This window comes from Spirosoma litoris, from assembly GCF_054776755.1.
In genome coordinates, this window is the sequence record NZ_BAAHBI010000057.1 from 164556 (window position 1) to 191201 (window position 26646).

At 53.4% G+C, this 26646-nt stretch carries 36 protein-coding genes; 13 read left to right on the forward strand and 23 right to left on the reverse strand.

Going from position 1 to position 26646, the window contains the following annotated elements:
• The first annotated feature begins 41 nt into the window (after window positions 1-41).
• Entirely contained in the window at window positions 42-689 is a 648-nt protein-coding gene (locus tag ACYVGR_RS30250) for a cation transporter (protein WP_293691116.1), read from the forward strand.
• 7 nt (window positions 690-696) lie between these two features.
• Here ACYVGR_RS30250 and ACYVGR_RS30255 read toward each other — a convergent pair whose 3' ends face one another.
• The gene (locus tag ACYVGR_RS30255; protein ID WP_293691114.1) at window positions 697-1092 is read right to left on the reverse strand and encodes a MerR family transcriptional regulator; all 396 of its coding nucleotides are present in this window, start codon (window positions 1090-1092) and stop codon (window positions 697-699) included.
• A 64-nt stretch (window positions 1093-1156) separates the two neighbouring features.
• Here ACYVGR_RS30255 and ACYVGR_RS30260 point away from each other — a divergent pair, with 64 nt between their 5' ends.
• Window positions 1157-1591 (forward strand): hypothetical protein, encoded by a 435-nt coding sequence (locus ACYVGR_RS30260; RefSeq protein WP_293691112.1) that lies wholly within the window; start codon window positions 1157-1159, stop codon window positions 1589-1591.
• Window positions 1592-1601: 10 nt separating this feature from the next.
• On the opposite strand, the gene ACYVGR_RS30265 is transcribed toward ACYVGR_RS30260, so the two are convergent.
• The 18 genes from ACYVGR_RS30265 to ACYVGR_RS30350 form a co-directional block, all read right to left on the reverse strand.
• Window positions 1602-2000, reverse strand: coding sequence for a YnfA family protein (locus tag ACYVGR_RS30265; RefSeq protein WP_460963707.1), 399 nt, complete (start codon window positions 1998-2000; stop codon window positions 1602-1604).
• Window positions 1933-2142 (reverse strand): GDCCVxC domain-containing (seleno)protein, encoded by a 210-nt coding sequence (locus tag ACYVGR_RS30270; RefSeq protein WP_460963708.1) that lies wholly within the window; start codon window positions 2140-2142, stop codon window positions 1933-1935. Before ACYVGR_RS30270 ends, ACYVGR_RS30265 begins: the two co-directional genes overlap by 68 nt.
• A 3-nt stretch (window positions 2143-2145) precedes the next feature.
• Window positions 2146-2736, reverse strand: a complete 591-nt coding sequence (gene merTP, locus ACYVGR_RS30275) for a mercuric transport protein MerTP (protein WP_460963709.1) — start codon at window positions 2734-2736, stop codon at window positions 2146-2148.
• Between the two features lie 34 nt (window positions 2737-2770).
• On the reverse strand, window positions 2771-3145 hold the full coding sequence (locus tag ACYVGR_RS30280) for an ArsR/SmtB family transcription factor (protein ID WP_293691104.1): 375 nt from the start codon (window positions 3143-3145) through the stop codon (window positions 2771-2773).
• A gap of 166 nt (window positions 3146-3311) precedes the next feature.
• On the reverse strand, window positions 3312-3533 hold the full coding sequence (locus ACYVGR_RS30285) for a hypothetical protein (RefSeq protein ID WP_293691102.1): 222 nt from the start codon (window positions 3531-3533) through the stop codon (window positions 3312-3314).
• A gap of 30 nt (window positions 3534-3563) precedes the next feature.
• Window positions 3564-3956 carry a phosphonate metabolism protein gene (locus ACYVGR_RS30290; protein ID WP_460963710.1) on the reverse strand — a complete coding sequence of 131 codons (393 nt, stop codon included), beginning with the start codon at window positions 3954-3956 and terminating at the stop codon, window positions 3564-3566.
• Window positions 3957-4044: 88 nt separating this feature from the next.
• Entirely contained in the window at window positions 4045-4623 is a 579-nt protein-coding gene (locus ACYVGR_RS30295) for a hypothetical protein (protein WP_460963711.1), read from the reverse strand.
• Between the two features lie 71 nt (window positions 4624-4694).
• Complete coding sequence (locus ACYVGR_RS30300; protein ID WP_460963712.1) at window positions 4695-5498, reverse strand: metallophosphoesterase family protein; 804 nt, start codon at window positions 5496-5498, stop codon at window positions 4695-4697.
• Window positions 5495-6559, reverse strand: coding sequence for an ACR3 family arsenite efflux transporter (gene arsB, locus ACYVGR_RS30305; RefSeq protein WP_460963713.1), 1065 nt, complete (start codon window positions 6557-6559; stop codon window positions 5495-5497). Before arsB ends, ACYVGR_RS30300 begins: the two co-directional genes overlap by 4 nt.
• The gene (gene arsN2, locus ACYVGR_RS30310) at window positions 6556-6999 is read right to left on the reverse strand and encodes an arsenic resistance N-acetyltransferase ArsN2 (protein WP_460963714.1); all 444 of its coding nucleotides are present in this window, start codon (window positions 6997-6999) and stop codon (window positions 6556-6558) included. The genes arsB and arsN2 overlap by 4 nt, the downstream gene beginning before the upstream one ends.
• A gap of 9 nt (window positions 7000-7008) precedes the next feature.
• The gene (locus ACYVGR_RS30315; RefSeq protein ID WP_182462309.1) at window positions 7009-7434 is read right to left on the reverse strand and encodes an arsenate reductase ArsC; all 426 of its coding nucleotides are present in this window, start codon (window positions 7432-7434) and stop codon (window positions 7009-7011) included.
• A 19-nt stretch (window positions 7435-7453) separates the two neighbouring features.
• Window positions 7454-8326, reverse strand: a complete 873-nt coding sequence (locus tag ACYVGR_RS30320) for an arsenite methyltransferase (RefSeq protein ID WP_460963715.1) — start codon at window positions 8324-8326, stop codon at window positions 7454-7456.
• A 63-nt stretch (window positions 8327-8389) separates the two neighbouring features.
• Complete coding sequence (locus tag ACYVGR_RS30325; RefSeq protein WP_460963716.1) at window positions 8390-8716, reverse strand: ArsR/SmtB family transcription factor; 327 nt, start codon at window positions 8714-8716, stop codon at window positions 8390-8392.
• A gap of 63 nt (window positions 8717-8779) precedes the next feature.
• The gene (locus ACYVGR_RS30330; protein ID WP_460963717.1) at window positions 8780-9487 is read right to left on the reverse strand and encodes a low molecular weight phosphatase family protein; all 708 of its coding nucleotides are present in this window, start codon (window positions 9485-9487) and stop codon (window positions 8780-8782) included.
• Window positions 9488-9727: 240 nt separating this feature from the next.
• Window positions 9728-9985, reverse strand: coding sequence for a transposase (locus ACYVGR_RS30335; protein ID WP_460963718.1), 258 nt, complete (start codon window positions 9983-9985; stop codon window positions 9728-9730).
• Window positions 9986-10223: 238 nt separating this feature from the next.
• A complete protein-coding gene (locus ACYVGR_RS30340) occupies window positions 10224-10463 on the reverse strand; it encodes a hypothetical protein (protein WP_460963719.1) in 240 nt (79 codons plus the stop codon).
• A gap of 309 nt (window positions 10464-10772) precedes the next feature.
• Window positions 10773-11162 carry a transposase gene (locus ACYVGR_RS30345; RefSeq protein ID WP_460963720.1) on the reverse strand — a complete coding sequence of 130 codons (390 nt, stop codon included), beginning with the start codon at window positions 11160-11162 and terminating at the stop codon, window positions 10773-10775.
• Complete coding sequence (locus tag ACYVGR_RS30350) at window positions 11062-11301, reverse strand: transposase (RefSeq protein WP_460963721.1); 240 nt, start codon at window positions 11299-11301, stop codon at window positions 11062-11064. Before ACYVGR_RS30350 ends, ACYVGR_RS30345 begins: the two co-directional genes overlap by 101 nt.
• Window positions 11302-11561: 260 nt before the next feature.
• On the opposite strand from ACYVGR_RS30350, the gene ACYVGR_RS30355 reads away from it, so the two are divergent.
• From ACYVGR_RS30355 to ACYVGR_RS30405, 11 genes are all read left to right on the forward strand, one after another.
• The gene (locus ACYVGR_RS30355; protein WP_460963722.1) at window positions 11562-11840 is read left to right on the forward strand and encodes a DUF6660 family protein; all 279 of its coding nucleotides are present in this window, start codon (window positions 11562-11564) and stop codon (window positions 11838-11840) included.
• A gap of 109 nt (window positions 11841-11949) precedes the next feature.
• Window positions 11950-16404 (forward strand): CusA/CzcA family heavy metal efflux RND transporter, encoded by a 4455-nt coding sequence (locus tag ACYVGR_RS30360; protein ID WP_460963723.1) that lies wholly within the window; start codon window positions 11950-11952, stop codon window positions 16402-16404.
• On the forward strand, window positions 16404-17669 hold the full coding sequence (locus ACYVGR_RS30365) for an efflux RND transporter periplasmic adaptor subunit (protein WP_460963724.1): 1266 nt from the start codon (window positions 16404-16406) through the stop codon (window positions 17667-17669). The genes ACYVGR_RS30360 and ACYVGR_RS30365 overlap by 1 nt, the downstream gene beginning before the upstream one ends.
• The gene (locus ACYVGR_RS30370; RefSeq protein WP_460963725.1) at window positions 17659-18009 is read left to right on the forward strand and encodes a hypothetical protein; all 351 of its coding nucleotides are present in this window, start codon (window positions 17659-17661) and stop codon (window positions 18007-18009) included. Before ACYVGR_RS30365 ends, ACYVGR_RS30370 begins: the two co-directional genes overlap by 11 nt.
• Before the next feature lie 36 nt (window positions 18010-18045).
• Window positions 18046-18813, forward strand: a complete 768-nt coding sequence (locus ACYVGR_RS30375; RefSeq protein ID WP_460963726.1) for a ZIP family metal transporter — start codon at window positions 18046-18048, stop codon at window positions 18811-18813.
• Between the two features lie 29 nt (window positions 18814-18842).
• Window positions 18843-19223 carry a SpoIIAA family protein gene (locus tag ACYVGR_RS30380; RefSeq protein WP_460963727.1) on the forward strand — a complete coding sequence of 127 codons (381 nt, stop codon included), beginning with the start codon at window positions 18843-18845 and terminating at the stop codon, window positions 19221-19223.
• A gap of 8 nt (window positions 19224-19231) precedes the next feature.
• Window positions 19232-19885: a DUF1345 domain-containing protein gene (locus tag ACYVGR_RS30385; RefSeq protein WP_460963728.1), complete on the forward strand. Its 654-nt coding sequence runs from the start codon at window positions 19232-19234 to the stop codon at window positions 19883-19885.
• A gap of 35 nt (window positions 19886-19920) precedes the next feature.
• Window positions 19921-20520: a D-sedoheptulose 7-phosphate isomerase gene (lpcA, locus tag ACYVGR_RS30390; RefSeq protein ID WP_460963729.1), complete on the forward strand. Its 600-nt coding sequence runs from the start codon at window positions 19921-19923 to the stop codon at window positions 20518-20520.
• A gap of 348 nt (window positions 20521-20868) precedes the next feature.
• Complete coding sequence (locus tag ACYVGR_RS30395) at window positions 20869-21120, forward strand: hypothetical protein (RefSeq protein ID WP_460963730.1); 252 nt, start codon at window positions 20869-20871, stop codon at window positions 21118-21120.
• 33 nt (window positions 21121-21153) lie between these two features.
• Window positions 21154-21780: a hypothetical protein gene (locus ACYVGR_RS30400; protein ID WP_460963731.1), complete on the forward strand. Its 627-nt coding sequence runs from the start codon at window positions 21154-21156 to the stop codon at window positions 21778-21780.
• Window positions 21781-21786: 6 nt separating this feature from the next.
• Window positions 21787-23775: a heavy metal translocating P-type ATPase gene (locus ACYVGR_RS30405; protein ID WP_460963732.1), complete on the forward strand. Its 1989-nt coding sequence runs from the start codon at window positions 21787-21789 to the stop codon at window positions 23773-23775.
• 83 nt (window positions 23776-23858) lie between these two features.
• Here ACYVGR_RS30405 and ACYVGR_RS30410 read toward each other — a convergent pair whose 3' ends face one another.
• The 4 genes from ACYVGR_RS30410 to ACYVGR_RS30425 form a co-directional block, all read right to left on the reverse strand.
• Window positions 23859-24083, reverse strand: coding sequence for a hypothetical protein (locus tag ACYVGR_RS30410; protein WP_460963733.1), 225 nt, complete (start codon window positions 24081-24083; stop codon window positions 23859-23861).
• 259 nt (window positions 24084-24342) lie between these two features.
• Window positions 24343-24720, reverse strand: a complete 378-nt coding sequence (locus tag ACYVGR_RS30415) for a hypothetical protein (protein WP_460963734.1) — start codon at window positions 24718-24720, stop codon at window positions 24343-24345.
• Between the two features lie 88 nt (window positions 24721-24808).
• Window positions 24809-26149, reverse strand: a complete 1341-nt coding sequence (locus ACYVGR_RS30420; RefSeq protein WP_460963735.1) for a hypothetical protein — start codon at window positions 26147-26149, stop codon at window positions 24809-24811.
• A complete protein-coding gene (locus tag ACYVGR_RS30425; RefSeq protein ID WP_460963736.1) occupies window positions 26149-26622 on the reverse strand; it encodes a QcrA and Rieske domain-containing protein in 474 nt (157 codons plus the stop codon). Before ACYVGR_RS30425 ends, ACYVGR_RS30420 begins: the two co-directional genes overlap by 1 nt.
• Between the last annotated feature and the right edge of the window lie 24 nt (window positions 26623-26646).

The window sequence follows — 26646 nt, forward strand, 5'->3', positions numbered from 1 at the left end:
AAATTATTTCCCTGCCTTCCGGGTTACAAATACAAGAATCTATGGAAACGACACTTAATCCTCCCGTTGATAAACGGTGGAACATTGCCACGGGATTGGCCCTCTTTACCGTCGTGTACAATATCGGCGAAGGCTTGGTTTCATTGTATTTCGGCGCACAAGACGAAGCCTTGACCTTGGCAGGCTTTGGCGCGGATAGTTTTATCGAAGTCATTTCCGGCTTGGGTATCCTAGCCATGATCGCCCGTTTGCGTCGGTTCGGCAACAAAGATCGGGGCCGCTTTGAAAAGCTGGCTCTTCAAATCACGGGCGTCTGCTTGTATGTACTGGTGGCAGGTTTGATGATCGGCGCGGGCGTCAGTATTTGGGAGAATCAAAAGCCGGAAACGACCGTGGCCGGAATCGTGGTATCTCTGCTCTCCATTGCCATTATGCGAGTGCTTGCCAGGTGGAAGATTCGCACAGGCGAACAGCTCAGTTCAGCCTCTATTATTACTGATGGCAAATGCACAATGGTTTGTGTCTATATGTCGGTGGTGTTGTTGGCATCGAGTGTGCTGTATGAGTTGCTGCATCTACCCTACATTGATGCAGCTGGTATGCTGGGGCTAGCCTGGTTCTCCTTCAAAGAAGGGCAGGAGAGTTTCGAGAAATCGAACGATGTTGCGGCCTGCTGCGGTCATTGCTAGCGGCCTTCTATCGAACCATCAGAGTATCATCTAAAATGGCAGCAATTTTGCAATGGTCGGGGCAATCGGCAACCGCTTCCAACAATTGCAGTCTGAGGGTTTGCAATTGCACGATCTGTTCCTCAATCAGTCGCACTTTTTCCAGCACCTGGCCTTTGCCTGCGATGCAATCCATCCCGCCCGTTTCGTAGGAGGCGATGACCTGCTGAATTTCTGCCAGCGTGTAGCCGATTTTCTTTAATTCCTTGATTGCCCGAAGCCGCGATAAAATAGCCGGGGAATATTCCTTGTAGTTGTTTTCCCGCCTGGCTCGTTTGGGCAGTCGCAGCAGACCGATTTTTTCGTAATACCGGATCGTATCGCGGGAAAAGCCTGATTCCTGGGCAATGATGCCGATGAGCATAATTTTATCGGTGAAACGCTTGACAGTGGACTATACTCCACCGTTTAAATTTACCAGAAAAACCATGAAATCACTCATGCTTACCGGGTTGGCCTGGCTGCTCGTATTGTCCTGCCTGGCTCAGACAAAAACAACAAAGACGATGGAAACCCAAGCCGTTTTAAAGAAAAAAATCGCGCTCGCCTGCAAGCTTACAGACAAAGACCAGATCAAGCGCATGAATGAATTGCACCAGACGCTTTTTAAAAAGGTGTCACGCGCCGTTGAGCATCCGAATAGCTACGAGCTGGTGTTTGAAAAGTCCGATAATGCTATCATTGGCGACCTGGCTGAATTTATCAAATTCGAGCGGGTATGCTGCCCCTGGCTGGTGTTTCACCTGACCTTTCAGCCTGAAGAAGGCCCTATTTCCCTGGAAATGGGGGATTCCGCCGAAACAAAGGAAATGGTCTATCTGGTGATGGAACTCGACAAACTTGAACAGCCTGCCGTTCGGTAGGCTGTTTTGATTAATGTCGGGGTGCGTAGTAGATAACGCAAACCCCGATCAGCGCAATCAATGCGCCGATAATATCATATCTGTCTGGTCGGAATCCATCCACCTTCCATGCCCACAGCAGAGCCATGACAATAAAGAAACCGCCGTATGTGGCATACACGCGGCCAAATCCAGTGGGCTGAAACGTTGCCACGATGCCATAGCAGGCCAACATGATGCCGCCGATAACGCCATACCAGAGCGGTTTTCCCTCTTTCATCCAAAGCCAAACGAGGTATCCGCCCCCGATCTCACAGAATCCGGCCAAAATGAACACGAAAAGTGATTTGACAATAGCCATATCAGGCGCAGCAACTCTTTTGCTCTTGGATCGGCGGGCACTTCGCCGACCCATAGGAACAGAAGACACAACAATCCCCCGCCAACGGCTTTAAAAGGGTCTGGCAGGAGGTGCATTCATAAAAATAGGTGCAAGCATCGGTCGGCATGATCTCCGCTGCTTGGTGGCCACAATTTGGGCATGTAATCACAGATCCGAGTGTGACAGTCATTCCTTAAAGCGTTTTTGTGCTGGTGACTTTGTATCCGGTGGCATCCACCGCTTTTTTGATGTCAGCCAGAGAGGTTTTTTTGCTATCGTATTTCACGGTAGCAGCCCCTTTTTGGTACGACACATCCACCGCCGATACGCCCTTGATCTTGGTGACTTCCTGCTTGATGTGATGTTCGCAGCCTTCACAGGACATGCCCTTGATGGTGACATAGGCCACTTGTTGCGTGCCTCCCTGCGCGGGTTGCAAGGTCGCTTGATTCTTTTTCTGGTACAGCCAGTTTGAGTAAGAAGGGAAAGCCAACAGCAGCAATGCAATTGCTGTTATTACGCCCAAAATTGGCTTCGTTTGCCAAAAGGATGTTTTCTTCGTTTCACAATTACATTCCATCGTTTTTTTGGGTTTTAATTGTTCGTACCAGGCCCAACCCAACGCGCCCACCGTGAGCGCGATACTGTAAGGCCGCAAAGGTTCCAGCCAAGCCCACCCACCAGCCGAGCCAGTGGCACCCACCAGCAATGTGAGCAAAGGGACTGTGCAACAGAGAGAAGAAACAAAGGCGGTCAGTAGCCCGGTCAATCCTGCGAGTTTCATAGCTTTGCGATCGTTATGGCCCCAAATTAAACAGTTAGCAAGGGGCGGTTTGCATCGTTTCAAGATGTTCTAACAGCGAATGTAAGATGCCGGTTGATTCTGTCCGCAATGAATAAAAAACAGTCTGGCCGACTTTCCGGGCTTGGATCAACTGCGCATCTTTGAGCTTACGCAAATGCTGAGAAACAGCGGGAATAGTCATGCCCAAAATGTCGCTCAAATCGCAAACGCACAAATTGCTTTCTTCCCGCAACAAATAAATAATTTTAAGCCGGTTGGCATTGCCTGCCAAATCCAACACCTGAGCCAATCGGTCAAAGACTGGCCCGGCATATTTTATTTTCTCGGTACATTGGCGAATCTGTTCTTGATCGGCAAAGACGCGAACACAGTTTGAGGAATTTTCCATTTCAGAACAAAGGTAAGTAATTTGCTTATTTAAGCAAATTCTTAAATACTTGAATCACATACAGCGGTTTCTTTTTGCAGGAAAAGCCATAAAGTTTATTTGCAAGCGACGTGTGCTTGTGAACAACGCAGAGAAGCAGAAAGCCCCTTTCGGGGCCTTCTACACGTTAGATGCCTTTCTTTGCCCGGCAGCATGGGGGTAATTCCGCATCGGCCACCGTTTTAGCGTGGGTCGATGCTACGGCCTGCGCCGACATTGCCTTCGGGCAAGCGGGCGTACCTTCCAGCGGACACGTTTCGCTCCGGCTGGTGAAGCTGCTTAGGCCATAGGCCATACCTCCAACCGCCAACATGGTGGCGACAGAAGCAAACACTGTGCGTTTAGACATAATGAATTGATTTTAAGTGAGCGCGAAAGTTCAGATGGAGGGATGGGGGGTCTCCAAACTTTTTTCTAATAAAATTTTCTTCATGAACTGTTCGACCGCTTCGGCTTCTTTCAACCGCTGGGGTACGTCCTCCAATGGTATATCGGGAAACATGCGCCGTAATCGTTCAATCAAATTTTCTTGTCCACAATCACCGGGGCAATGATGGTGCGCGAAAGCAATTTTCTCGGCCATTGCTTTTCGGTAAACATCATCCAGCAGCAGCAAAACGCTTTTCGATAAAAGTACCTGAGCCGCTTTGAGTTGGATTAATTCCCGTTCGGGATCGCTGCTTTCTTTAACCGAATGCAATACCGCTTGAAGTTGGCCAATGGCCGTTGCCAAAGTGGGCTTAAAGTTTTCGAGAAGATCGGTTGAAATCATACCCATTTAACGGCTTGAGTATCACTTAGTTGTGAGACCCCAATTCTTCGTAAAAGTAATCCGCAATTATGTAAAACGCACAATTGCATCATGGTAATGCAACGATCATTCCTTTGTGCAAATATCCCTCGTGGGGGCCGCACCGCACCAGGCAGTAAGTTGGGCCATGCTTTAGAATCGTGACTTTCCCACTGGTAACGATATGCACCAGCTTAGAGCGGTGATCCTGCCGACGAAAGAGCAACGCATAAGGTAGCACGGCGGCTTGCTGACCTTCATCCTGTTTTGCAGCATCGGCGTCTATTGGGCGCGGGTCACGGTGCCTGTTGTCGATCAGGTTTTCTTTAATCGACTCCTCGAACTGCATCAGGCGCAGTAAAACGGAATGATACACCTCGGCGCGGCCATAATCGGGGGAATCGTTTTCGAGCCGTTGCAAGTACCCGTGTAAGTCGCTTTGGAGCTGCGAATAAGCCGGGGCATCGACCACCGACAAATGATTGAGCTTTTTACCTAGCGCGGTTAATTGGTGCTGAATGACGCGCCCGTTGCTCTGGTAGGGTGTTTCTCTGACGCTGGTATATCGCCATGCGCCCTCCCTTGTGTAGTCGATCAGAAAATTACTGCTCGACTGAGCAAGGCCGGGAGCTGCCACAAAATACAGCATCCCGGCACTGGCGAACCAACATAAAATTTTTCTCATACGCTGGGAAATTTAGGAGCGGTCGGGTAAATCGATTATCGGGCGATGCGCAAGGCTTCCGCGTAGGCATCCGGCAATTCGCTTTGCTCAACGGCCTGGGCTGCTTTTTCTACATCGTAGGCAACGCGCACGAACTCCACGGTAACCCCTTCGCGCGAACCTGGCCGCGCTGTTTCGTCTATCGTCAGCAGCACATAACCGGCCCTCGGATCACCGTCCTTTGGTTTTCCCACGGAACCAATATTAATGGCATGACGCCAATATGTTTCCTGGCCTTCTGCCTTGGCACTCACCACTTTGTGGAAGGGTTTGTGCGTATGACCGAAACACAGCACATCAGCACCCGCACCCTCGATCACGCGGCCCAAACTGCGGTCGCCCCGATCCTCAAACAGATATTCATTCACGCGCCGGGGGCTACCATGCACCAGCAGCAACGTGAACGGGGTTTGTTGCTGCCAAAGGTGTTCGGGGTCGTTGCCTAGCTCAAATTCCACGCGAATATGAGTTGGGAGCGTGCGCAGATACTGCCGCTCATCGTTGCCCACCTGGACATTGGTGTAGGCAATGGACACTTTGCCATTGGACTTTTCCTGTTCCTCTTTGTAGGCGCATCCGCAATCGTCGGAGCTGCGACCGATGCCATAATCATAATTCCCGGCAATCGTCGGAATACCGCGTTTGCGGATCGTGGCAATCACCTCGTTTGGCCAGATATTATAGCCGACCAAATCACCCAAACAATAAACCGCGTCAGGCTGGCGGCTGTCGATGTCGGCCAATACCGCTTCCAAAGCAGGCAAGTTGGCGTGAATGTCGGAAAACAGGGCAATTTTCATGCGTGCTTTTGGAGCGTCTTTTTGTAGTAGGGAGCAAACTTGCTTTGTTGTTTCAGAGCGAAATTGACCATCAGGATCAGCACCGGCACTTCGATCAGCGGACCAACCACGGCGGCAAAGGCCGCGCCTGAATTGATTCCGAAGACGGCAATGGCAACGGCGATACCCAACTCAAAATTATTGCCCGCTGCGGTGAAAGCGAGCGAGGTGGATTTGGCATAATCGGCACCGGCCCGTTTCGAGAGATAGAAGGCCGAAAAGAACATGATGGCAAAATAGATCGTCAGCGGAATGGCGATGCGCAGCACATCGAGCGGAATGGACACGATGAGCTGTCCTTTCAGGCTGAACATGACCACGATGGTAAACAGCAACGCGATGAGCGTAATGGGGCTGATGGCAGGCAAAAACGTCTGCTCGTACCATTGGCGGCTTTTCAAACGCGTCAGGATGATCCGCGAAAACATGCCTGCCAGGAAGGGCACGCCCAAATAAATGAAGACACTTTTGGCCACTTCGCCGATGGTGATATTCACCTCGTAACCATGCAGGCCAAACAGGGGCGGTAGCACGGTAATGAACAACCAGGCATAGACCGAATAGAACAGCACCTGGAAAATGCTGTTGAAGGCCACTAGACCGGCGGCATAGAGCCGATCACCGCCCGCCAAATCATTCCAGACAATCACCATTGCAATGCAGCGGGCAATGCCGATCATAATAAGGCCGGTCATGTATTCGGGTTTGTCAGGCAGGAAAATGACCGCCAGCCCGAACATGAGCAGCGGGCCGACGATCCAGTTTTGCACGAGCGAAAGACCCAATATTTTGGTGTTGGCAAACACCTTGGGCAGCTCGTCATACCGCACCTTCGCCAAAGGCGGATACATCATCAGCACCAGGCCAACGGCGAGCGGCACGTTGGTCGAGCCGGAATTAAACCCATTGATGAAGCCCTGCGACTGCGGGAAAAAATACCCGATGCCCACGCCGATCAGCATGGCCAGGAAAATCCATAGGGTCAAAAAGCGGTCGAGAAACGAAAGACGGGGGGTACTCATAATTGATCCTGAATTAGCGCGCGTTTCATGACGATGGCCGATGACGGGCATAAATCGCTGAATTGCTGCGTCTGTTGGATAGCCGCAGGCACTTCCTGCCGGCTGACGATTTGGAAGCCATGCCGCTCGAAATAGCGGTCGGCGGTATTGGTTATAAGATACACTTCTTGCAGGCTGGATGCCCGGGCGGCTTCCAGCAATCGGCCAACCAGTTGGGCGGCAATTTGCTTGCCCTGGTAGTGCGGATCGACGGCCACCGAACGCAGCAGGCCCACCGGGCCGAAGCGTTCCAAACCAGCCACCCCAACGGGAGTTTCCTCGTATTTCGCAATGAAAAAATCAGGAAGGCCGGTCGGTAAATCCTCAGTCAATAGGTGCCCTTGCTCTAGCAGGGCAATGACGGCCTCCCTATCTGCCAGTTGCGCGGGTTCGATCTGCATGGCCATCACTTATTGCGGAACAGGTTCACCCAACCGACTTTCGATGAATTCCTGACTGTAGGTTTTGATCAGATCCCGCACCCGGCGAAAGGAAGTCAATTTATCCTCGCCTGGTGTGTGCCCTGGATCGGGGAAACTGTGATGGATCATTTCGCCCGCTGTGGGAAAATACGGACATTGTTCGCGGGCATTGTCACACACGGTGATGACGTAATCGAACGGGATTTGCACATACTCATCGGCGTGATTCGAGGTATGATGCGAAATGTCGATGCCGTCTTCGGCCATTACTTGAATGGCCAACGGATTGACGCCGTGCGGAGCAACACCCGCGCTATAGACTTGGGCGCGGTCGCCTGCGAAATGCTGCAAATAGCCTTCGGCCATCTGCGAACGGGCGGAATTGCCCGTGCAAAGCACTAGGATTTTTTTCATGGCTGTTTTGTAGTTGGGTTTAGTTGCAGCAACCGGGAGGGCAGCAGGCCGCTGGGGCCGCTTCTTCGGGCTTCTGGGCAAATACGGTGACGCTATAAATACCTTTGTCTTGATGGCGATAATCGGCGATTTCTTCCGCCGACAGATAGTTTTTCAGCACCTCATCGGGCAAAGAAATTTCGCGCTCTTTCTGCACGATGATGTTGGTAAAACCGTTCTCCTGGATGAGCTGCAAATACTCGTTCTTCTGGATGGCACCCGATACACAACCCACATAGAGTTCGGCGTCCTGTTGCAAGCCTGCGGGCAGCTCACCTTTCAGCACGATATCGGAGATGCTGAAATGACCACCGGGCTTCAAAATGCGGAAGGTTTCGCCAACGGCTTTTTGTTTGTCGGGGACCAGGTTCATCACGCAGTTACTCACCACAACGTCGGCCAAATTGCTCGGTAACGGCATGTCCTCGATGTCGCCATAGACAAATTCGACATTGGTAAATCCGAGCGTCTTGGTGTTTTTGCGGGCACGGTCGATCATGGCCGGGGTCATATCCAGGCCGATCACGCGACCCGTTTCGCCGGTTTCGGCACGGGCCACAAAGCAGTCATTGCCTGCGCCCGATCCAAGATCCACTACGGTGTCACCGGGTTTGATCTGCACGAATTGCGTAGGCAGGCCGCAACCCAATCCCAAATCGGCTTCGGCGACGTAGCCGTTCAGCTCGTCATAGCTCACGGTCATATCAATGGGCACGCTGGCGACCGTTTCAGGCCCACAGCAGGAGGTGGGTCCCCAACAGCCATTGGTATCGGCCGGGCCGACGGTCGGTTGTTCGGCAATTGCGCCGTATTTCTGGCGCACGACTTCTTTGATTTGCTCGGCGGTTTCCATATGTTTTCCTATTGGTATAATGTAATATTACGATTGATTCAGGCAAAAAAATACCCGCTGATTTCAGCAGCAGGTCACTGGTACAAACGTATCAAACAATTCTCCGAATGCGCGTTGAGCTTCATCCCATACGGGGGGATTAATGCAATAGCACACGCGGGGCGGGTTGATTTCGCCCTGAATGATGCCAATGCGTTTTAGTTCTTTTAGGTGTTGTGAAACGGTTGCCTGGGCCAAATTCAGCTCGTCCACCAGATCACCGCAGACGCACGCTTTCCTGTCCACCAGCAATTGTAGAATGGCTACCCGTGCCGGATGAGCAAATGCCTTTGCCAGATCCGCAATGCGGTTTTGTTCCTCGGTGAATATTTCGGTTTTGGTAAGTCCCATGTCCCAAAGGTAACAGGTTTTTTATTCATTGCAATATTGCGATGGATAAAATCTATAAGCCGGTTAAAGGTTCATCTTTACTTTGGAAAAAACATAAAAGGTTTCCGTGGCAATTTGCTTGCACCGCTCGTCATATTTAGCGGTTTCCTGGGGTGTGCCATCAAAAGCTTTGGGATCGTCATAGGACGTCGCTACCCGCAGGGCTGCGCCTTTCACAATGGGACATGCTTTATCGGCTTGTGAGCAAGTCATGATCGCCAGGAAATTGCTCTGGGGATTACTGGCATCATCGTATTTCTTGGAGAACGCCTTAATGGGTTCTGCACCAGATGCGTAAGTAATAGCATACATTGGGTTCGGTCCTTCTGATGCTTCGCTAATATCAAATCCCGCTCTTTTGCAGGCAGCTATTGCCCGTTCATTGAAGGCACTAACTTCTGTTCCACCTGAGAAGCTTTTTACGCCTGGAACGCCATAATAAGCAGCGGCTGTGGCTGCCCATAGTTGGCCGAAATGACTGCGTCGGGAATTATGGGTACAGATGTAAATTAGTTGGACAGTCTCTTGAGTGTTGACTTTGAGTTGAACAAACTCCGCAATTTTGTCCAATTCAGTCTTGCGGTCTTGGGGTATTTTTGAAAAGTCCTGCTTAATGCCGTTGATGTAGGTCGTTATAGAGCCATTCAATACCACTTTTTTGTCGGGATCATTGCTCAAGAAAATAGCGGTTGTAGTTAGTAACCATAATGGTAATAGGCTGAAAAGCTTCATAGTACAGCGTTATATATTGTTATCTCCAAACACGAAATTGGTTTCATCGTAAAGTTACGATTAATTTGCTATTCGTGTGGAATTTATAAGTAATCGCTCGCCCGACTGTGTATCTTATGACTTAATCAGTCATCCAAGTGTCTCCTTAATCGCACGTGGCTGTTGCACAACTCTGCTTCCCACAACGATTTTCCAGCGTCTGAAATGGCGAATCAGATTTTCTACCACCTTCTGCCCTTATTAGTTGAGAAAAAGCAGGCAAAAGCCTAAGTAAGTGTCTTGAGAAGACAATGACCAGTTCACCTTTAAGGCTATGGCCTGGCTGACAGTGGACTTGATAGTGAACTTCATACACTTCTTCAGATTGAAGGCAATTGCGGCCATCAGCATCACTTTGTGAGCCCCAGCCTTACCCCGTACATTTATCTTGCGTAACCCATTGTACTCCAACAGACTACATAAGACAGGTTCCACCGTCCGTTGACGAAGCTTTTTCATGCGCTTGCCCCGCCGACTTTACTGGCGCTCCAAGGCTCGACGGTAGAAGGGGTCATAGGCCGTCCGGATAAATTGTCGGCATTGGCTTTTGGGGACACAAGTGGGTTTGAGGGGACACGGTTTGCAATCCTGGTAATCTGCCCGGTAAACTTTCAACAAACCAGTTTCAGCATGGGTGGCAAAGGTCTTGAAAGGCAGTCGCTTGCCAGCGGAACAAGTAAAGTAATCGCCTTCAGGATCATAAGGAAAGCCTTCGATCTGTAGCTTGTACTTGCCAAAAACAGGTATCCATCCGCAACGGCGGACCGTCCGTAATTTTCCACCCCTCCAGTAAGGCGTAGTTACCGCCATTGGAGTATCCTGTATCAGCCAGTAGCTCTTCTAAGCGCAGCTCATTGGCGGCTAACCGTTGCTGAAGTTTCAGCGTAATATCAGGTAAGCACAGGCTGTCTCGACCATCGGCAAAATCGGCCTGCACATTACTAATGACGCCTTCAGCGGTATCAACTGCCAGACTACAATTATAATTGAGTTTGCGGGCTTTACCCGGCTTGATGGAGATGCGGGCATCGGGGTCGGTAGGACTGTAATGAGTTTTACGGTCCGCCGTTGCGGTTGCTCAGTAACTTTGCCTTTTCGTTACCAGCCCCCAGGGTAGTGGGCGCACTTTGCAGATTCTGCTGGCGCTTGGCTAGTCTTCTTAACTGATGATCGGCAGCCGAGATTACCGAGGCTGTCTGACGGGAGCTGAGTTTAGAGGGTCGAATGTACTGGTCCGTTTTGATCTTCAGCTTGGGGTAGTAATTTGGGCCCAGATCGCTGGGGCTGTTTTTCTAAGAGTGTTTCCATCGACGCGTTCGCTTTGACAGGAGCCGAGTCGATAGCGATCCGCCGACCGGCTACCGCAGCCGGTCATATTGTGGGCCACACATAAGCTGAATACTTTATTAAATAGTAACTCAAAAAGTGATTCTGGATAAAGTTGGCGGGTCCGGCTCAGAGTGGAGTGCCAAGGAAGTGACTCATCAATGTTGTAGCCCAGGAAATACAGCATATCCATGCGCATGGAGCAATGCTCAATCAGCTTTTCTATCAGAATTGATATTCTCCAGATAGCCAATGAGCATGAACTTGAAGAAGACCACGGGGTCAATCGATGGATTGCCAGTTGAGCCATAACAGGCTTTAGTATGTTCATACAAGAACCTCAGATCGAGAGTCTCCTTCAGCCGACGGTAGAAATTATCTTTGGGGATGCGGCTGGAAAGCTGGAAAGGGGTGATGATTTTCTCGCGGTCGTGTTTTCTTCCTTGCATGACTGAAGATACAAAAACTCAACCTATCCAGGTATTTTATGCACTGGCAAAGTTGTGCAACAGCCAAGCTCCTTTTTTGAGAAAGTTCCTTCTCGATTCGCGTCGAATAGTTCACTATCTGTCCAACTTAATGTAGCGTACGGGTTTCCTTTTTGACTACCTGTTGCATAAACTTTTACCGTACCTTTGGGGTTGTGAAGTGGTTTACCCTCATATTGTCCGTTTATCTCCTGGGTTTGTCTCTTTGGCCCTGTGCAGATATGCCGCTGATCCCTGTTGGGGAGTCAGGGATAGCTATGATTCTGTCGGCCTCGATTACGGAGTCGAATACCGGCCATCATCACGAGCATGATGCCTGCACTCCTTTTTGTACCTGCGCCTGCTGTGCTGCTACCATTACCATTTCGCCCCGATTCCAGTACTCACCCACTCATTCGGTCAAGATCGTATCAATTGCCGTAGCCGCGTTTGGCTACGCTTCGGATCATCCGTTCGATCCGATTACTGCCATCTGGCAACCCCCTCAACTTCGGGTCTGAACACCCTCGCCGTTTGCGATGGACTGCTTTACTATGCCCTTATAAGGCGTAAGTAGGCGGTTTGTGTGCATTCGGCATCTTCCTATTGTCCATTAGTTCAGACACGATTATGCTGGATCGCATCATCCGATTTTCTATTCAGAATAAGCTCATTATCGGGCTCTTTACCCTCGCGCTCATCGTGTGGGGTGGTTATTCGCTGACCCGATTGCCCATTGATGCCCTGCCCGACATCACCAACAACCAGGTGCAGGTCATTACCCGAAGCCCTGCACTGGCGGCTCAGGAAATCGAGCGGCTCGTTACTTTTCCCATCGAGCAAACGATGGCCACCATTCCCGATATCGTCGAGATTCGCTCACTATCGCGCTTCGGACTGTCAGTCGTCACTATTGTTTTTACCGATAAAACCGATGTCTATTGGGCGCGGCAGCAAATCAGCGAACGCCTGAACGAAGCCCGCAGCCAGATTCCTGCTGGCACCGGTGAACCCGCCATCGGCCCCGTTTCGACGGGTCTTGGTGAAATTTACCAATACGTGATTTACGCCAAACCCGGCTTTGAGAAGCGCTACTCGCCTACCGAACTGCGCTCCATTCAGGATTGGGTCGTGCGGCGGCAATTGCTGGGTACGCCCGGCGTAGCCGATGTGAGCAGTTTCGGGGGTTTGCTCAAGCAATACGAAATTGCCATCGACCCGGATCGGCTACGTTCTTACGGACTAAGCATCGGCGATTTGTTTACGGCCCTTTCGCGCAACAACCAGAACACAGGCGGTGCCTATATCGACAAAAAGCCCAATGCCTACTTCATCCGTACCGAAGGCTTGGTGACCAACCTGGATGATATCGGCCGGATAGTGGTTCGGCGCACGGAGGGCCGTACTCCGGTGCTGATTCGCGACGTGGCTACCGTGCAGTTTGGGTCGGCGGTGCGCTACGGTGCCCTGACCCGCAACGGGGAGGGCGAAGCGGTGGGCGCATTGGTGCTGATGCTCAAGGGCGAAAACGCCAATACGGTGATCGGGAAGGTAAAAACGAGAATGGAACAGATTCGGCGGACGCTGCCCGAAGGCGTGGACGTGCACGCCTTTCTGGACCGCTCTGAACTGGTGGGTCGGGCCATCGGCACCGTCACCAAAAACCTCATCGAAGGCGCGTTGATTGTTATTTTCGTGCTAATCCTGTTTTTGGGCAATCTGCGGGCGGGGTTGATTGTCGCGTCGGTGATTCCGCTGGCTATGCTTTTTGCCATCAGCCTGATGAACTTCTTTGGCGTGTCGGGCAACCTGATGAGCCTCGGTGCCATCGACTTCGGCCTGATCGTGGACGGCGCGGTGATCATCGTGGAAGCATCGCTGCATCATCTGGGACTCATCAAATTATCACGGCTCACCCAGGAACAGATGGACGAGGAAGTCTATGAATCCGCGAGCCGGATACGGGACTCGGCCGCTTTTGGCGAGGTCATTATCCTGATCGTTTACCTGCCGATTTTGGCCTTAGTCGGGATTGAGGGCAAAATGTTTGGGCCGATGGCGCAGGTGGTGGCCTTTGCTATTGCGGGCGCGTTCATTCTTTCGCTGACTTATGTACCGATGATGTCGGCCCTGTTTCTGAGCAAAAATTTAGCCCATAAACAAACGATTTCCGACCGGATGATGGCCTTTTTCCACCGGGGATACGAACCCGCTTTGCGCGGAGTCATGCGGATGAAAGCCCTGGTACTGGGGATGTCAGTCGCGCTGTTAGTGGGAGCGGTTTGGCTCTTTACCTCGCTGGGGGGCGAATTTATTCCCAACCTTAACGAGGGTGATTTCGCCGTGGAAGTCCGGGTGCGCACGGGCAGTTCACTGAGCCAGACCATCGACAAGGTGTTGCAGGCCAGTGCATTGCTGAAGAAACAGTTTCCCGAAGTGCGCGAGGTGATCGGTAAAACCGGCGCGGGCGAGATCCCTACCGATCCCATGCCCATCGAAGCAACCGATTTGATGGTGATCCTTAGACCTCAGGCTGAGTGGACTTCGGCAACCAGCCAGAACGAATTAGCGACGAAAATGGCCGAAGCCCTTAAAGTCATTCCAGGGGTGGAGTTTGGCTTTCAGCAACCCATTCAGATGCGTTTCAATGAACTGATCTCAGGAGCCAAACAGGACGTAGCCATCAAGATTTTTGGTGAAGACCTGGCCGAACTCACCCGGCTGGCGGGGCAGGTCAATGGCCTGGTCAGTAAGGTGTCGGGGGCAACGGATGTGTACGTGGAGCAGGTGTCGGGTTTGCCCCAGATTGTGGTGCAGGTAGACCGCGAGGCCCTGGCCCGCTATGGCCTGAGCGTGGACGAGGTGAACCAGACCGTGTCGGCGGCTTTTGCGGGCCAAAGCGCGGGCCTGGTTTACGAAGGCGAACGGCGGTTTGACCTCACCGTGCGGCTGGCCCAGAGCGGGCGAAGCAGCATCGAAGACGTGCGTAACCTGACCATCCCCGTGCCTGATGGCCCGGCGGTGCCGCTCTCGCAGTTGGCCAGTGTGGAACTGCGGCCAGGACCCAATCAGATTCAGCGTGAGGATGCCAAACGGCGACTCACCGTCGCCTTCAACGTGCGGGGACGTGACGTAGAGAGCGTGGTGCTGGAACTCCAGCAAAAAATAATTGGCCAGATCAAGTTTCCGACCGGCTATTACGTCACCTACGGGGGGCAATTCGAGAACCTTATCGAAGCCCGCGCCCGGCTCTCCATCGCCGTGCCGGTGTCCTTAGCTCTGATCTTCGGGCTGTTGTTTCTCACGTTCGGCTCGGCCCGGCAATCACTGCTGATTTTCTCGGCTATCCCCCTTGCGGCTATCGGGGGCATTCTGGCCCTGTGGCTGCGCGGTATGCCGTTCAGCATCTCGGCGGGCGTGGGATTCATCGCTCTCTTCGGGGTGGCGGTGCTGAACGGTATCGTGCTCATCGGCGAGTTCAACCGGCTGCGGCTGGCGGGCGAAACCAATTTGGTCAAGGTGATTTATGCCGGAACGGCCGTGCGGCTGCGGCCTGTGCTGATGACGGCGACAGTTGCTTCGCTGGGCTTTCTGCCCATGGCTTTATCAAGTTCGGCGGGAGCAGAAGTGCAAAAGCCGTTAGCCACGGTGGTCATTGGCGGGCTGATTACGGCTACGCTGCTGACACTGTTTGTGTTGCCGGTGCTGTACGTGATGATTGAACGGCGGTTCGGCAAGAAATTCGGTCAGCCTAAACCTGACGCAAAACCGGTGGCGGTTTCAGTGGCCAACTGGCTGCTGTTCGGGTTGATTGGCCTGAGCCCTTTATGGGCTATAGCGACACAGGCACAGGTTACAGCCCAGCCAAGCGTGGCCCGACCAAATCAGACCCAGACGGGCAACGGGGGCAGTCTTTCCTTAGCGCAGGCACTGCAACAGGCAGGCAGTAACAACCCTCAACTGCGGGTGTCGCAACTCAATGTAGGCTACCAGCAAAGTCTGCGGGCCACGGCGGGCGACGTGGGCAAAACTGATATTTCCACCACCTTCGGCCAGTATAACAGCCGCTACATCGACCAATCGTTTACCATCGGTCAGCGGTTGCCCAGCCCGGTCTTAGTGCGGGGGCTGCGCTCACTGGCCGATGCCCGCACCGCCGGGGCCGAAGCCGAAGGCCGCCTGACCCGCGCCGATTTGGCCAGGCAGGTGAAGGCGACCTACTACCAACTTTGGTACGTGCAGTCGCAGGCTGGTTTCTTGCGTAGCCAGGATAGTTTATTTGCGGCCATTGCGCGGGGGGCCGAGGTACGTCGGCGCACGGGAGAAGGGACGCTATTGGAACAGACAGCCGCCGAGGTGCAACGCCGACAGGCCCAAACGGCTCTGAACCAAAACGCCTTGGACGCGCAAATTCTAGCCCGGCAGTTGCAAACGCTACTGGCCAGTTCTGCCTCGCCAACCGTTCCCGATGTGCCGTTGACCGAGCGCATCCTGCCCATTGTTGACTCGTCAATGCTGGCGCAAAATCCCGAACTGGCCCTGTTGGGTGATCAGATCGAGGTGGCCCGGCGCGAAACCGACGTGGAAGCCGCCCGGCTTAAACCCGACTTCACGGTGGGTCTCACCAACCAGTCGTTACAGGGGTTTCAGACCTTGCCTGACGGGGCCGGTGATCGTTTCTACGGTTTCGGCAACCGCTTCACCTACGGGCAGGTTGGCGTCTCGATTCCCCTGTTTACCAAACCGCTTAAAGCCCGCGTAGCAGCGGCCCGCATCGGTCAGCAACGCGCTGAGGCCCAGCGCACGGCCCGCGAGCGTAGCCTGGCAGGCGAGGTAGCTACCACGATACAGACTTACCAGAAAGACCGGCAGGCCTTGGCCTATTACCGCGAATCGGCCCTGCCCCAGGCGACACTGATTCGGGAGCAGGTCACCAAAGCTTACCGAGCGGGCGAAATCGGATACGTCGAACTGTTACAAAACCTCAGAACCGTCAGCGAGATTCAGACCGGCTACTTAGCGGCTCTCAATGACTTAAATCAAACCTTAATCAACCTCGACTTTCTGTTGGGACGAATCGACTAATGAAACAAATCCATCTGATTATCAGCGCTATTCTGCTACTTTCGTTGCTGACCATAACGGGCTGTAAGAAATCATCCGACGGGGCCACCAAAGGCGGGGCTGCTAAAGACGTAACCACCAAAGCAGCGGGCAGTCACGAAGCCGAACCAAAGACCGGGCAACCCGCCGAGGGTGCCGAAGAAGAGGAAGCAGGTTTGATCGAACTGACCGAAGCCCAGTACCAGACCGTTGGCGTGAAGCTGGGTCGCCTGGAGCAGCGGCAAATGAGCCAGTTGATCCGCGTCAACGGTTCGCTGACGGTGCCGCCCGGTCAGCAGGTGTCCGTATCGTCGCCCTACGGCGGTATTCTTAAATCGGCGAATCTGTTAGCCGGTACGCCCGTTCGGCAGGGACAAACGCTGGCCGTGCTGGAAAATCCGGAGTTTATCCGCATCCAGCAGGAGTATCTGGAAACGCAGAGCCAGCTAACGTATCAGCAGCAGGAATACGAGCGGCAGCGTGAGCTGAGTAAGGAAAACGTAGGGGCACTTAAAACGCTGCAACAGGCTACGGCTCAGTTAGGTACGCTCAGGGCGCGACTGGGCGGACTTCGTCAGCAATTGGCTATCCTGGGCCTGAACTCGGCCAAACTGACCCCCGAAACCATCACCCGCACCATGAGCGTCCGTGCGCCCATTGGCGGTACGCTTACGAAGGTCAACGTGAACCGGGGCAGCTACGTGGCGGCCAATGATGTGCTGTTTGAACTGACAAACGCGGCTGGTCTGCTGGCCGAACTGACGGTGTTCGAGGGCGACCTGGCCAGGATGCAGGTTGGGCAGCGGGTGCGGTTTTCGGTGGTCGGTGCGTCGGGCGAACGCACGGGACGCATCAAACTCATCAACCGCGAAGTCAATGCTGACCGGACAGTGAAGGTCTATGCGAGTTTGGATAATCCGGCAGTAGGTACGTTACGGCCCGGCACGTTTGTTAAAGCCGTTATCGAGACGGGCGCGGCCACCGAACCGGCCCTGCCCGAACCGGCGGTGGTGCAGTCGGGCAACAGCAGCCAGATTTTTGTGTTTGCGGGAAAAGAAGACCACGAAGGGCTGGTTCACTACCGCTTCCGGCCCGTGCCGGTGCGGGCGGGCGCGGCCCAGAACGGCTACCGGGCCGTAACCCTGCCAACGGACGTAGCGGCTGATGCGCAGGTAGTTTTGGCGGGTGCCTACGATATTCTGTCGGCCAGTGCTGGGGGCGATGAAGGAGGCGGACATGGACACTAACAGCCTGGAACGAACCGATTCGGTCTTGCTCACGCCAACCGGTAACAAGGTTCACCTGCACGCCCGCGATGCCATTCGTAGCGTGCGGGTGGATCGGCTGGTATCGGAAAATGAGCTAAGCTTTGACCACTACCCGGCCCTGTCGTTATCTATTGCCGATGAATCGGGTTTGGTGCTTTGGAGTGAGGAAGTGTATACCTATACGCTGCCGGAGAGACCGGGCGAAGCCCGGATCGGGCGCACGTTTGCGGTTTGGGAAAGCCTGACTCTTGGTATCGAAACCCACGGGGAAGCGTTTGATTTCTCCATCCGGGTGTATTACACACTAAATCCTGACTGAGATGAAACCTATAGTAAGTGCTTACCTGATGCTGCTATGACCCCTCTGTTTCAACAGATCATTACTTATGCGCTGCTGCCAACTCTTGCCCTGACGGGCGGGGGGCTGCTGGCCCTGTTTATCCCGTTCGGGGTTCAGGTACGTTCGGCCATTCTGCACTTTGCGGCTGGCGTGGTCTTTTCTGTGGTGGCGGTTGAGATTCTGCCCGACGTAGTACGGCTGCACGATCCCCTGCTGACGGTCATCGGCTTTAGCGCGGGTATCGGCTTGATGCTGTTGATTCGGCGGTTCACTGAATCCGCCCCGGAAACGACCGAAAACCCGGCTCTCGCACTGACTTCGGATGGTACGGCCCCCCAGCAAGCCGCTTCCTTACCCGTAGCGTTTCTGCTGGCCATCGGGGTAGATATTTTCATCGACGGGCTGCTACTGGGGATCGGCTTTGCTGCCGGGGCAAAAGAAGGCATTCTGTTGGCCTTTGCGCTGGGTGTCGAAGTGCTATCGTTGGGCCTGGCTACGGCTACTTCGCTGACCGAAGACGGTGTGTCCCGGTCCCGCATTATCCGGCTCTTGCTGAGCCTGTCAGTACTGTTTTTTGCCAGCACGGTGGGGGGGGGCACGCTGCTGCACAACCTGCCCGAAACGGGGCTGGACATCGTTTTGTCCTTTGGACTGGCGGCTCTGCTGTTTCTGGTCACGGAAGAACTGCTGGTCGAAGCGCATGAAGGACTGGAGAAGCCCTGGATGACGGCTACGTTCTTTGCGGGTTTCCTGTTGTTTTTAATCCTAGGCATGGTCGCCTGATGGCTTTTGTCCCAAATCACTAGTGGATTATGTACAAGATTCTACTGAACCAGCCTGGTCGGCTGGCCCTTCGGGTGGCTGACTTAATTACGGCGGAGGATTACTATGAACTCCGTCCGTTGCTGGATACGACGCTGCACAGTTCCGATGAAGCCCGGCTGTATTGGGAGATGGAGTATTTCCGGGGCTGGCAACCAGACCAGCTCTGGCGGGATTTGCAGTTTGACCTGACGGTCACAGCGGATTTTGCCCGCATCGCGCTGGTGGGTACACCTGACAATATAGCGTTCATCACGCCAGTCATGCAAACCGTCTTCCGGGCGGAACTTCGCAGCTTCTCACTTGACCAGAGAGAATCAGCCTGGCAGTGGTTTGACGATAATAAATTAGCTATCCCACGGATAAATTAATATCTACTATGGAAAAAACTAAATCATACCAGCCCAGGCTAACGGCCCTGTCCCGGTCCCTGATTGCCCTCACTGTCGGTGGTATAGTTTGGTTGCTGACGGCAGGAAGTTTGACCTGGCAAGCCCGGTTCCTGCTGGGCTGGCTGGCCTACGCCCTGACCGTGCTGGTACTAATCTGGCTGATCATCGGCAGGGCCGATGCCCGGCAGACGGCTCAGCAGGAAGATGAAAGCCGACCGGCTATCTTTCTGTTTACGGTGGGCGCAGCTTTGGTCAGTCTGCTGGCTGTAGTCTTTCTGCTGGGTTCGGTTAAGGGGCTATCAGCTTCCGAAGCGACGCGGCACGTGATTCTGTCCGGGCTGACCTTGGTTAGCTCATGGATGCTGACGCATAGCATTTTTACACTGCATTACGCTCACCTCTACTATAACCCCGACGAAACGGAACGGGTAGGTGGTCTTGACTTTCCCGGTGAGGAGCCACCCGATTACGTCGATTTCGCCTACTATTCGTTCGTGGTCGGTATGACGTTTCAGGTTTCTGACGTAGCCATTACCGCCAAACCGCTCCGGCGGTTGACCCTATTACATGGTGTTTTGTCCTTCGCGTTTAATACGCTCATCATTGCCCTGACCATCAACACCGTTTCCGGTCTGTTGTAGGCTGGCCCATTCATCCATTAACCGTTCTACTCTGTATGAAGACTATCCAGCACCTAATCCAGCAAGAACTGAGCGAAGCCCAGGCGGTGCTCAGCGCCTTTATGGCCAATGACAATAATCTGACTGCGATTGAAAAAGCCGCCCGGCTTATGGCGGATGCTCTGAACGGGGGACACATGATTCTTAGCTGTGGCAACGGCGGTTCGCTCTGCGATGCCATGCACTTCGCCGAGGAATTATCCGGCCGCTTCCGTAACGACCGCTCAGGTCTGGCGGGTCTGGCCATTGCGGATGTAAGTCATCTGACCTGCGTAGGCAACGATTACGGCTACGAGTTCGTGTTTTCGCGCTTTATCGAAGGCTTGGGCCATCCGGGCGATGTGCTGCTCGGCCTAAGTACAAGCGGCAATTCCGCCAATGTGGTATGGGCCGTCGAAGCGGCCCGGCAGCAAGGCATGTCGGTTGTTCTGCTGACGGGCAAGGACGGGGGCAAGCTGGCGGGTCTGGCCGACGTTGAAATTCGCGTGCCTCACTTCGGTTATGCCGACCGGATTCAGGAAGTTCACGGCAAGATCATTCACATCCTGATTCTGCTGATTGAAACGCTGGTAATCCCCGTCAAACGGTCTTGCTAGTTCAGGTAACCGATGACCAAACACAAGACTAATCAATAAACCCAACACCCCTCACAAACCGGATCGGCTGCGGGCCGCTGGGAGAAGGCATTTGCTTCGATCAGGCGGGAGACGGCTTTTACCCTGAGTGAGCGCGGCAACGCGGCCTCCGTAACGCTGATAGGTCCGCTTTCTTTTTAATCGAAAAAAGTGCCATTCAACTACAGGACCCGTTTGAGATCCGGCCTACCGACACGCCGATGACGGCCATCGCTAATGGGATCGAAGTGAGTTTAAACCAATTAACGGGCGGGGCTATGGCCGGACAACCAACCGTATCGCCCACTTATTTTATACTTTAAAGAAACCATGTATCATACTATTCTTATCATAGAGCTCGTGATTGGGGTCGCGTTTACGCTGGGCTTGCTGGGGTGGTGTCTGTATTGGCTGGCTATCTTGTCCGGCATCGTCAGGAAACAGACGAAACTGACCAGGCGTCCGACTAATGGCACTGTACCTGGTCAGGCAGGCAGGCCCGTCTTGACGATAGGGCAAAAGAAGGCCGTTATCCCTATTTCCCGGCAAATGCTTTACACAGCGAGACGAGAACGCGACTGAACAACCATTGCGCTTATCGAATGTTGCAGAACTATGGATGCACTTTTTATTGGTAGCTTGACACTGAGTCTTCTACACGCCCTGATTCCTAGCCATTGGCTCCCGTTTGTGACCATCGGCCAAACGGAACGCTGGAGCCTGCGGCAGACACTGACCGTAACAGCCATTGCGGGACTGGCTCACACCATCAGCACGACGCTGCTGGGGGTGCTGGTTAGTCTGGCGGGCTGGCAGTTGGCGGAGAATTACCACGACCTGTCGGAGCGGGCCATTCCCTTGCTGCTTCTGGCGTTAGGTTTATGGTATCTAATGCAGCATCTGCGCCACAGGCACGTACATGATCACCTCGACGCCCAAGGCACCCGGAAAGCCCGGTCGTTTTCGGCGCTACTGTTGTCGCTAGGACTGGCGATGTTTCTGTCGCCCTGTCTGGAGATCGAAACGTACTTTCTCAGCGCGGGGGCAAAAGGATGGGGAGCGGTTGGGCTGGTGGCTCTTATCTACAATAGCATCACCCTGTCGGGAATGCTGCTGATGGTGACGATTGGTCGCCGGGGGTTAAGCTATGTGAACCCGCACTGGTTTGAGCATCACGAAAACCTGATTACCGGCCTGACGCTCGTCGGGCTGGCTGTATTTAATTTTTTCATCGAATTCTGATAAATTATGGCACACGATCACGACCATGAAGGGCATGACCACGACGAACAGGATGACGTCGAATTAATCGAAGAAGGAACAACTCCGGCGGCCGACGCGGCCCCGGCCAAGAAAGGGCCTGATCAGACTTGGCGTACCTATGCCCCGGCTGCAATCAGTTTGGTGTTACTGCTGGGTGGCATTGCGCTGGACTATTTCAAATTGAGTTGGTTCCGCGACCCGGTTCGACTAATCTGGTACGTAGTAGCTTACCTGCCCGTTGGCTGGCCGGTGCTGCGCCGGGCGTGGAGCAGTAGTATCCGGGGTGATGTGTTCACCGAATTTTTTCTGATGGGCGTGGCCACGCTCGGCGCGTTTGGTATCCGCGAATATCCTGAAGGTGTCGCCGTGATGCTGTTCTACACCATCGGCGAATTATTTCAGGATGCAGCCGTGTTGCGGGCGCGTCGTTCGATCAAAGCTCTGCTCGATGTGCGGCCCGACGAGGTAACGGTGCTTAAAAACGGGCAAACACAGGTAGTCAAAGCTGCGACGGTGACCATTGGTGATGTGATTCAAATCAAACCGGGCGAAAAGGTGGGATTAGATGGAACAATGCGCTCAACCACGGGTACGTTTGATACGGCGGCTCTGACGGGTGAAAGCGTTCCGCGCACCATTGAGAAAGGAGAAGCTGTGCTGGCGGGTATGATCAACCGGCAGTCGCTGGTGGAGATGGACGTAACCACGCCCTACCAGGATTCCAAACTCTCCCGAATTTTAAAGCTTGTTCAGCAGGCGACGGGCCGCAAAGCGCAGACCCAAGAGTTTATTGCCCGCTTCGCCAAGATTTACACGCCGATCATTTGTTTGCTAGCGGTGCTAATTACAGTAGTTCCGTACTTTTTTGTTACAGACTACCGCTTTGCCGACTGGCTCTACCGGGGGCTGGTGTTTTTAGTGATTGGCTGTCCCTGTGCGCTGGTGATTTCCATTCCGCTGGGCTATTTCGGGGGCATTGGGGCTGGATCAAAACAGGGTATTCTATTTAAAGGGTCCGTATTTTTAGATCTGATAACCCAGCTCAAAACGGTCGTTATGGATAAGACGGGTACACTCACCAAAGGCGTCTTCAAGGTCCAGGAGGTAAAGCCTAGCGGCATCGACGCGAAAGAATTAACCCGGCTTACGGCGGCTTTGGAAAGCAAATCGACTCACCCGGTGGCTACAGCAATCATTGACCATGCAGATACCGGCCACGAAATGGTATCAGTTGAAGGGGTTGAAGAAATTGCTGGTCATGGCCTGAAAGGGATGGTGGAAGGGAAAGAAATGCTGGCAGGTAATGCCAAGCTGCTTCGTAAGTTTAACGTCAGCTTCGACGAGGCCCTGACCCAAATTCCGTTCACTATCGTCATGACCGCAATCGACGGCAAATTTGCGGGATACTTTACCATTGCCGATGAGGTAAAACCCGATGCCGCCGACGCGGTAAAACGGTTGAAAGCGGACGGCATCCGAACGGTGATGCTATCGGGTGACAAAGCAGCCGTGGTCGAGATTGTTGCCAAACAGGTCGGCGTAGACGAGTGGCACGGCGATCTGCTACCCGAAGATAAAGTCGCTCAGGTCGAACGGCTCAAGGCTGATTTAGCCGGTAATTCAAAAGCAAAGCTGGCTTTCGTGGGCGACGGGGTGAACGATGCGCCGGTGGTTGCCCTCGCTGACGTGGGTATGGCGATGGGTGGCCTCGGTTCCGATGCCACTATTGAAACCGCCGACGTAATTATCCAGAACGACGAACCGGCTAAAATTGCCATCGCCATTGAAATTGGCCGCGCAACCCGCCGGATTGTCTGGCAGAACATCACGATGTCAATGGTCGTCAAAGCCATTGTGCTAGTACTTGGTGCGGGCGGATTAGCCACCATGTGGGAGGCCGTTTTTGCCGACGTGGGCGTAGCGATGCTGGCGATTTTAAACGCCGTGCGGGTACAGAACCTCAAGTTTAAATAAGCTCTGAAACAAAGAAACACCCCGCAGCCTATAGGTTACGGGATGTTTCTTTGTTTCAGAGCTATGAAATCTACTCATGCCAATCAGGCCACTGGATCGCTGTGGCCGCTAGTGTCGTGGGTCTCGGCGTGATGTTCCGCAGCCGCCTGTGCATGCTGATCGGCTAAATTGTGATGACCATAGCCCACATAAGCCTCGTGGGCCTCTTTTTCGTGATCGCCTGCTTCGTGAAGTTGCTGGGCTTTCTCGTGATACTCGGCCGCTTTACGGAAGTGATAAGCGGCCTCTTTATGATGTTCATGTGCCATACTTGACATTGATATAGTGAATACTAAATACTCCTTTAAGAACTGTCTGATCTGGTCAATGTTCGTCTCTCCAAATTAATAAGTCATTAAGAACACCTGGCACCTCTGCTATTGATTATGAGATATAGTGCAGACCTTCACAGGTGCTGGTCAATACGTAGTTGCTGTAGACTTTATGGGCCAAAAACACCAGGACGGTTTATAGCCGCACAGCAAGCGTCAGGGCCATCCTCTTATAATAGCTTGATGGCCCTGACGCTTACCGACTGATCAAAAACCGCCCCGGATGGATAGTCAGTAGCCGGTCGTTTGTCAGTGTCGCAATCCAAATTGAGTCGGCTCCCTCACCCCGCCCGATTAGCTCACCGTGGTGATTATACAGTAAAAAGCCCCGGCTACTGCCGCAATAGCGGCACAGATGCAACACAAATACTTCCTGTTCCCGATAGCGGGCCTGATGCACTTCCCAGCCGTAATGATATGGTGCCCAGGATTGAGCATTTTGGATCATCTGGTTTAGCCAGCGGAGATTAAGGGTCGGTTGTTCGCACCAATGGCGGTGGTGCGCCCGTATAACCGGACGTGGTTGAGCGTATCCAATACTCAGGGACAGCGCGAGACAGCACAGCAGTTTCATGGCAACGGGGTTTAGGAGTACACATAGCCAGGACGTTGAGAATAAGTATGGTGTGGTTTATAACAGGCAGTTTATAACCCCCAACGAGTTAGAAGTACGTTGAAAAGCCAAACTGAAATCCGGCTGTTCGGGCGGGGGGGTTGCCCAGTAAATCTGTTTGCCAGTGGTAGCGGTAGTTGGCTCGAATCACCGTCGTGGGCGACGGGCGGAAGCTCAGGCCCGGCACGATAGCCCACAGATCATCCCGCAGGGGATCACCCGTTTCGGCGAACGTACCCACGTTGTAATCAACCCGCTCCACGCGCAGGGCCGCGTTGACGACCGCTTTTTTCCAGCCAAACATGGTCTTCTTCACCAACGGATGCACGATGTCAATCCAGCCCCCCTGCTGCATCCGGCCAAATTGCTGGGTGTAGGTGGCGGGGACGTTGATGCTGGCCCACACGAATTCGCTGTTGATGAACGTACCCGTAGGCAGGGTCGTGTTAAAATCCAGTGCCCACACATCGACCCGCCGACGTTGATCGAGTATCAGTCCATCAATCTGGAATTTATTGTACACCCCTCCCATCCACGATAAGCCGATTTCGCCCAATTTTCGTCGTTTGAAGGCCGTTTTGAGCGTGACTAAGGGCACCCCATTGAAGCTCTCATCGAAGCGGTCGCGGTTGGCTTTGGTGGTAGGCAGAAACGTTCGGTTCTGGCCGTTGGCAATGATCTGATCGTCGAAGCCGTTGGTCAGGTATGCTTCGTAAGCCCACACCCAGTTGGCGGTGTATTTCTTGCCATATAAGCCAAATCCCACATTGCTCCAGGTGGAGGGAATAATCGTCACCGACGAAATAGGTCGGTCAATGAATTCCCACTTAGGGCCATCGTGGTTTTGGTTGAAGGAACCAATCGGGTTCATGATGATACCCCCGCGCAGGTTCAGCAACGGAGTCAGTTCGATGTCCATCGCGGCAAACTCGATGTTGATTTCCTTCGTACCGTCCTCGAACTCGATCTCGGAGAGAAACTTGATCCGCCGGTTGATGCTCGATGCCAGGAAGATGGTCATCCGGCGGGCCTGAAACGAAAGGCCATCAGTCTTGCCATTGGTCTGCATATACTGGGTGTTGGCTTCCAGATAGCCACCAATCGACACAGGAGCCTTCGTTGACGTGAGAAAAGGGCGGTCATACGTAGCATCCATGTTGATCTTGAGTGCTCCCTTCTCCTGTTTACCCTTGCGAAGCGTCGAATCCCGGTAAAACAAGTCGGCAAATGCTTTGGGCATGGGGGTCGAATCCGCGGGTATCGGCTTGGTCACGGTCACCGCCGAAGTAATTGTAACCGAGGTCGAAACGGGTCGGGCAGCGTCAGGCTGTGCATAAGCCGCCACCTGCATCAGTACAGACCCAATCAGAAAATAGAGTGTTTTCGTCATCAGGCGATATTGATGTAGATATACTGTTCGTCGGTCGTCACGTTGTATCGCTTCAGGCTATCCTCGGCGGGGCCTTCTGTTACCCGCCCATCGGTGTCGTATTCGCTGCCGTGGGCCGGGCACGACAGGTAGCCATCGTGCGCGTTTAAGTCGTTGCCCTGATGGGTGCATTGCATCAATACCGCCGTGTAGTTGTCACCCCCAACCCGGCGCAGGTAAATCGGATGGGTCTGATTCTTCATCTCGACCACCATAAACGGGCGTTGCCGTTTGCCGTTGGGATCAAGGTCAAATTCTTTCTTGCTGATCTGAATTGCCCAGCCTTTGATGCGGGGGGCCTGCGCGTAATAGACGCTCGCACAGCTCGTCAGGGCGGCCGTCAGCACTGATGTACTCAGGCAGGCCATACCGCAGGTTTTCAGGACCGCCTGCCGCAGGAAGTCCTGTCGGTTTAATGTTACTTCTTTTTTCATAAGAGAAAGGCTCGGACTGGCGAG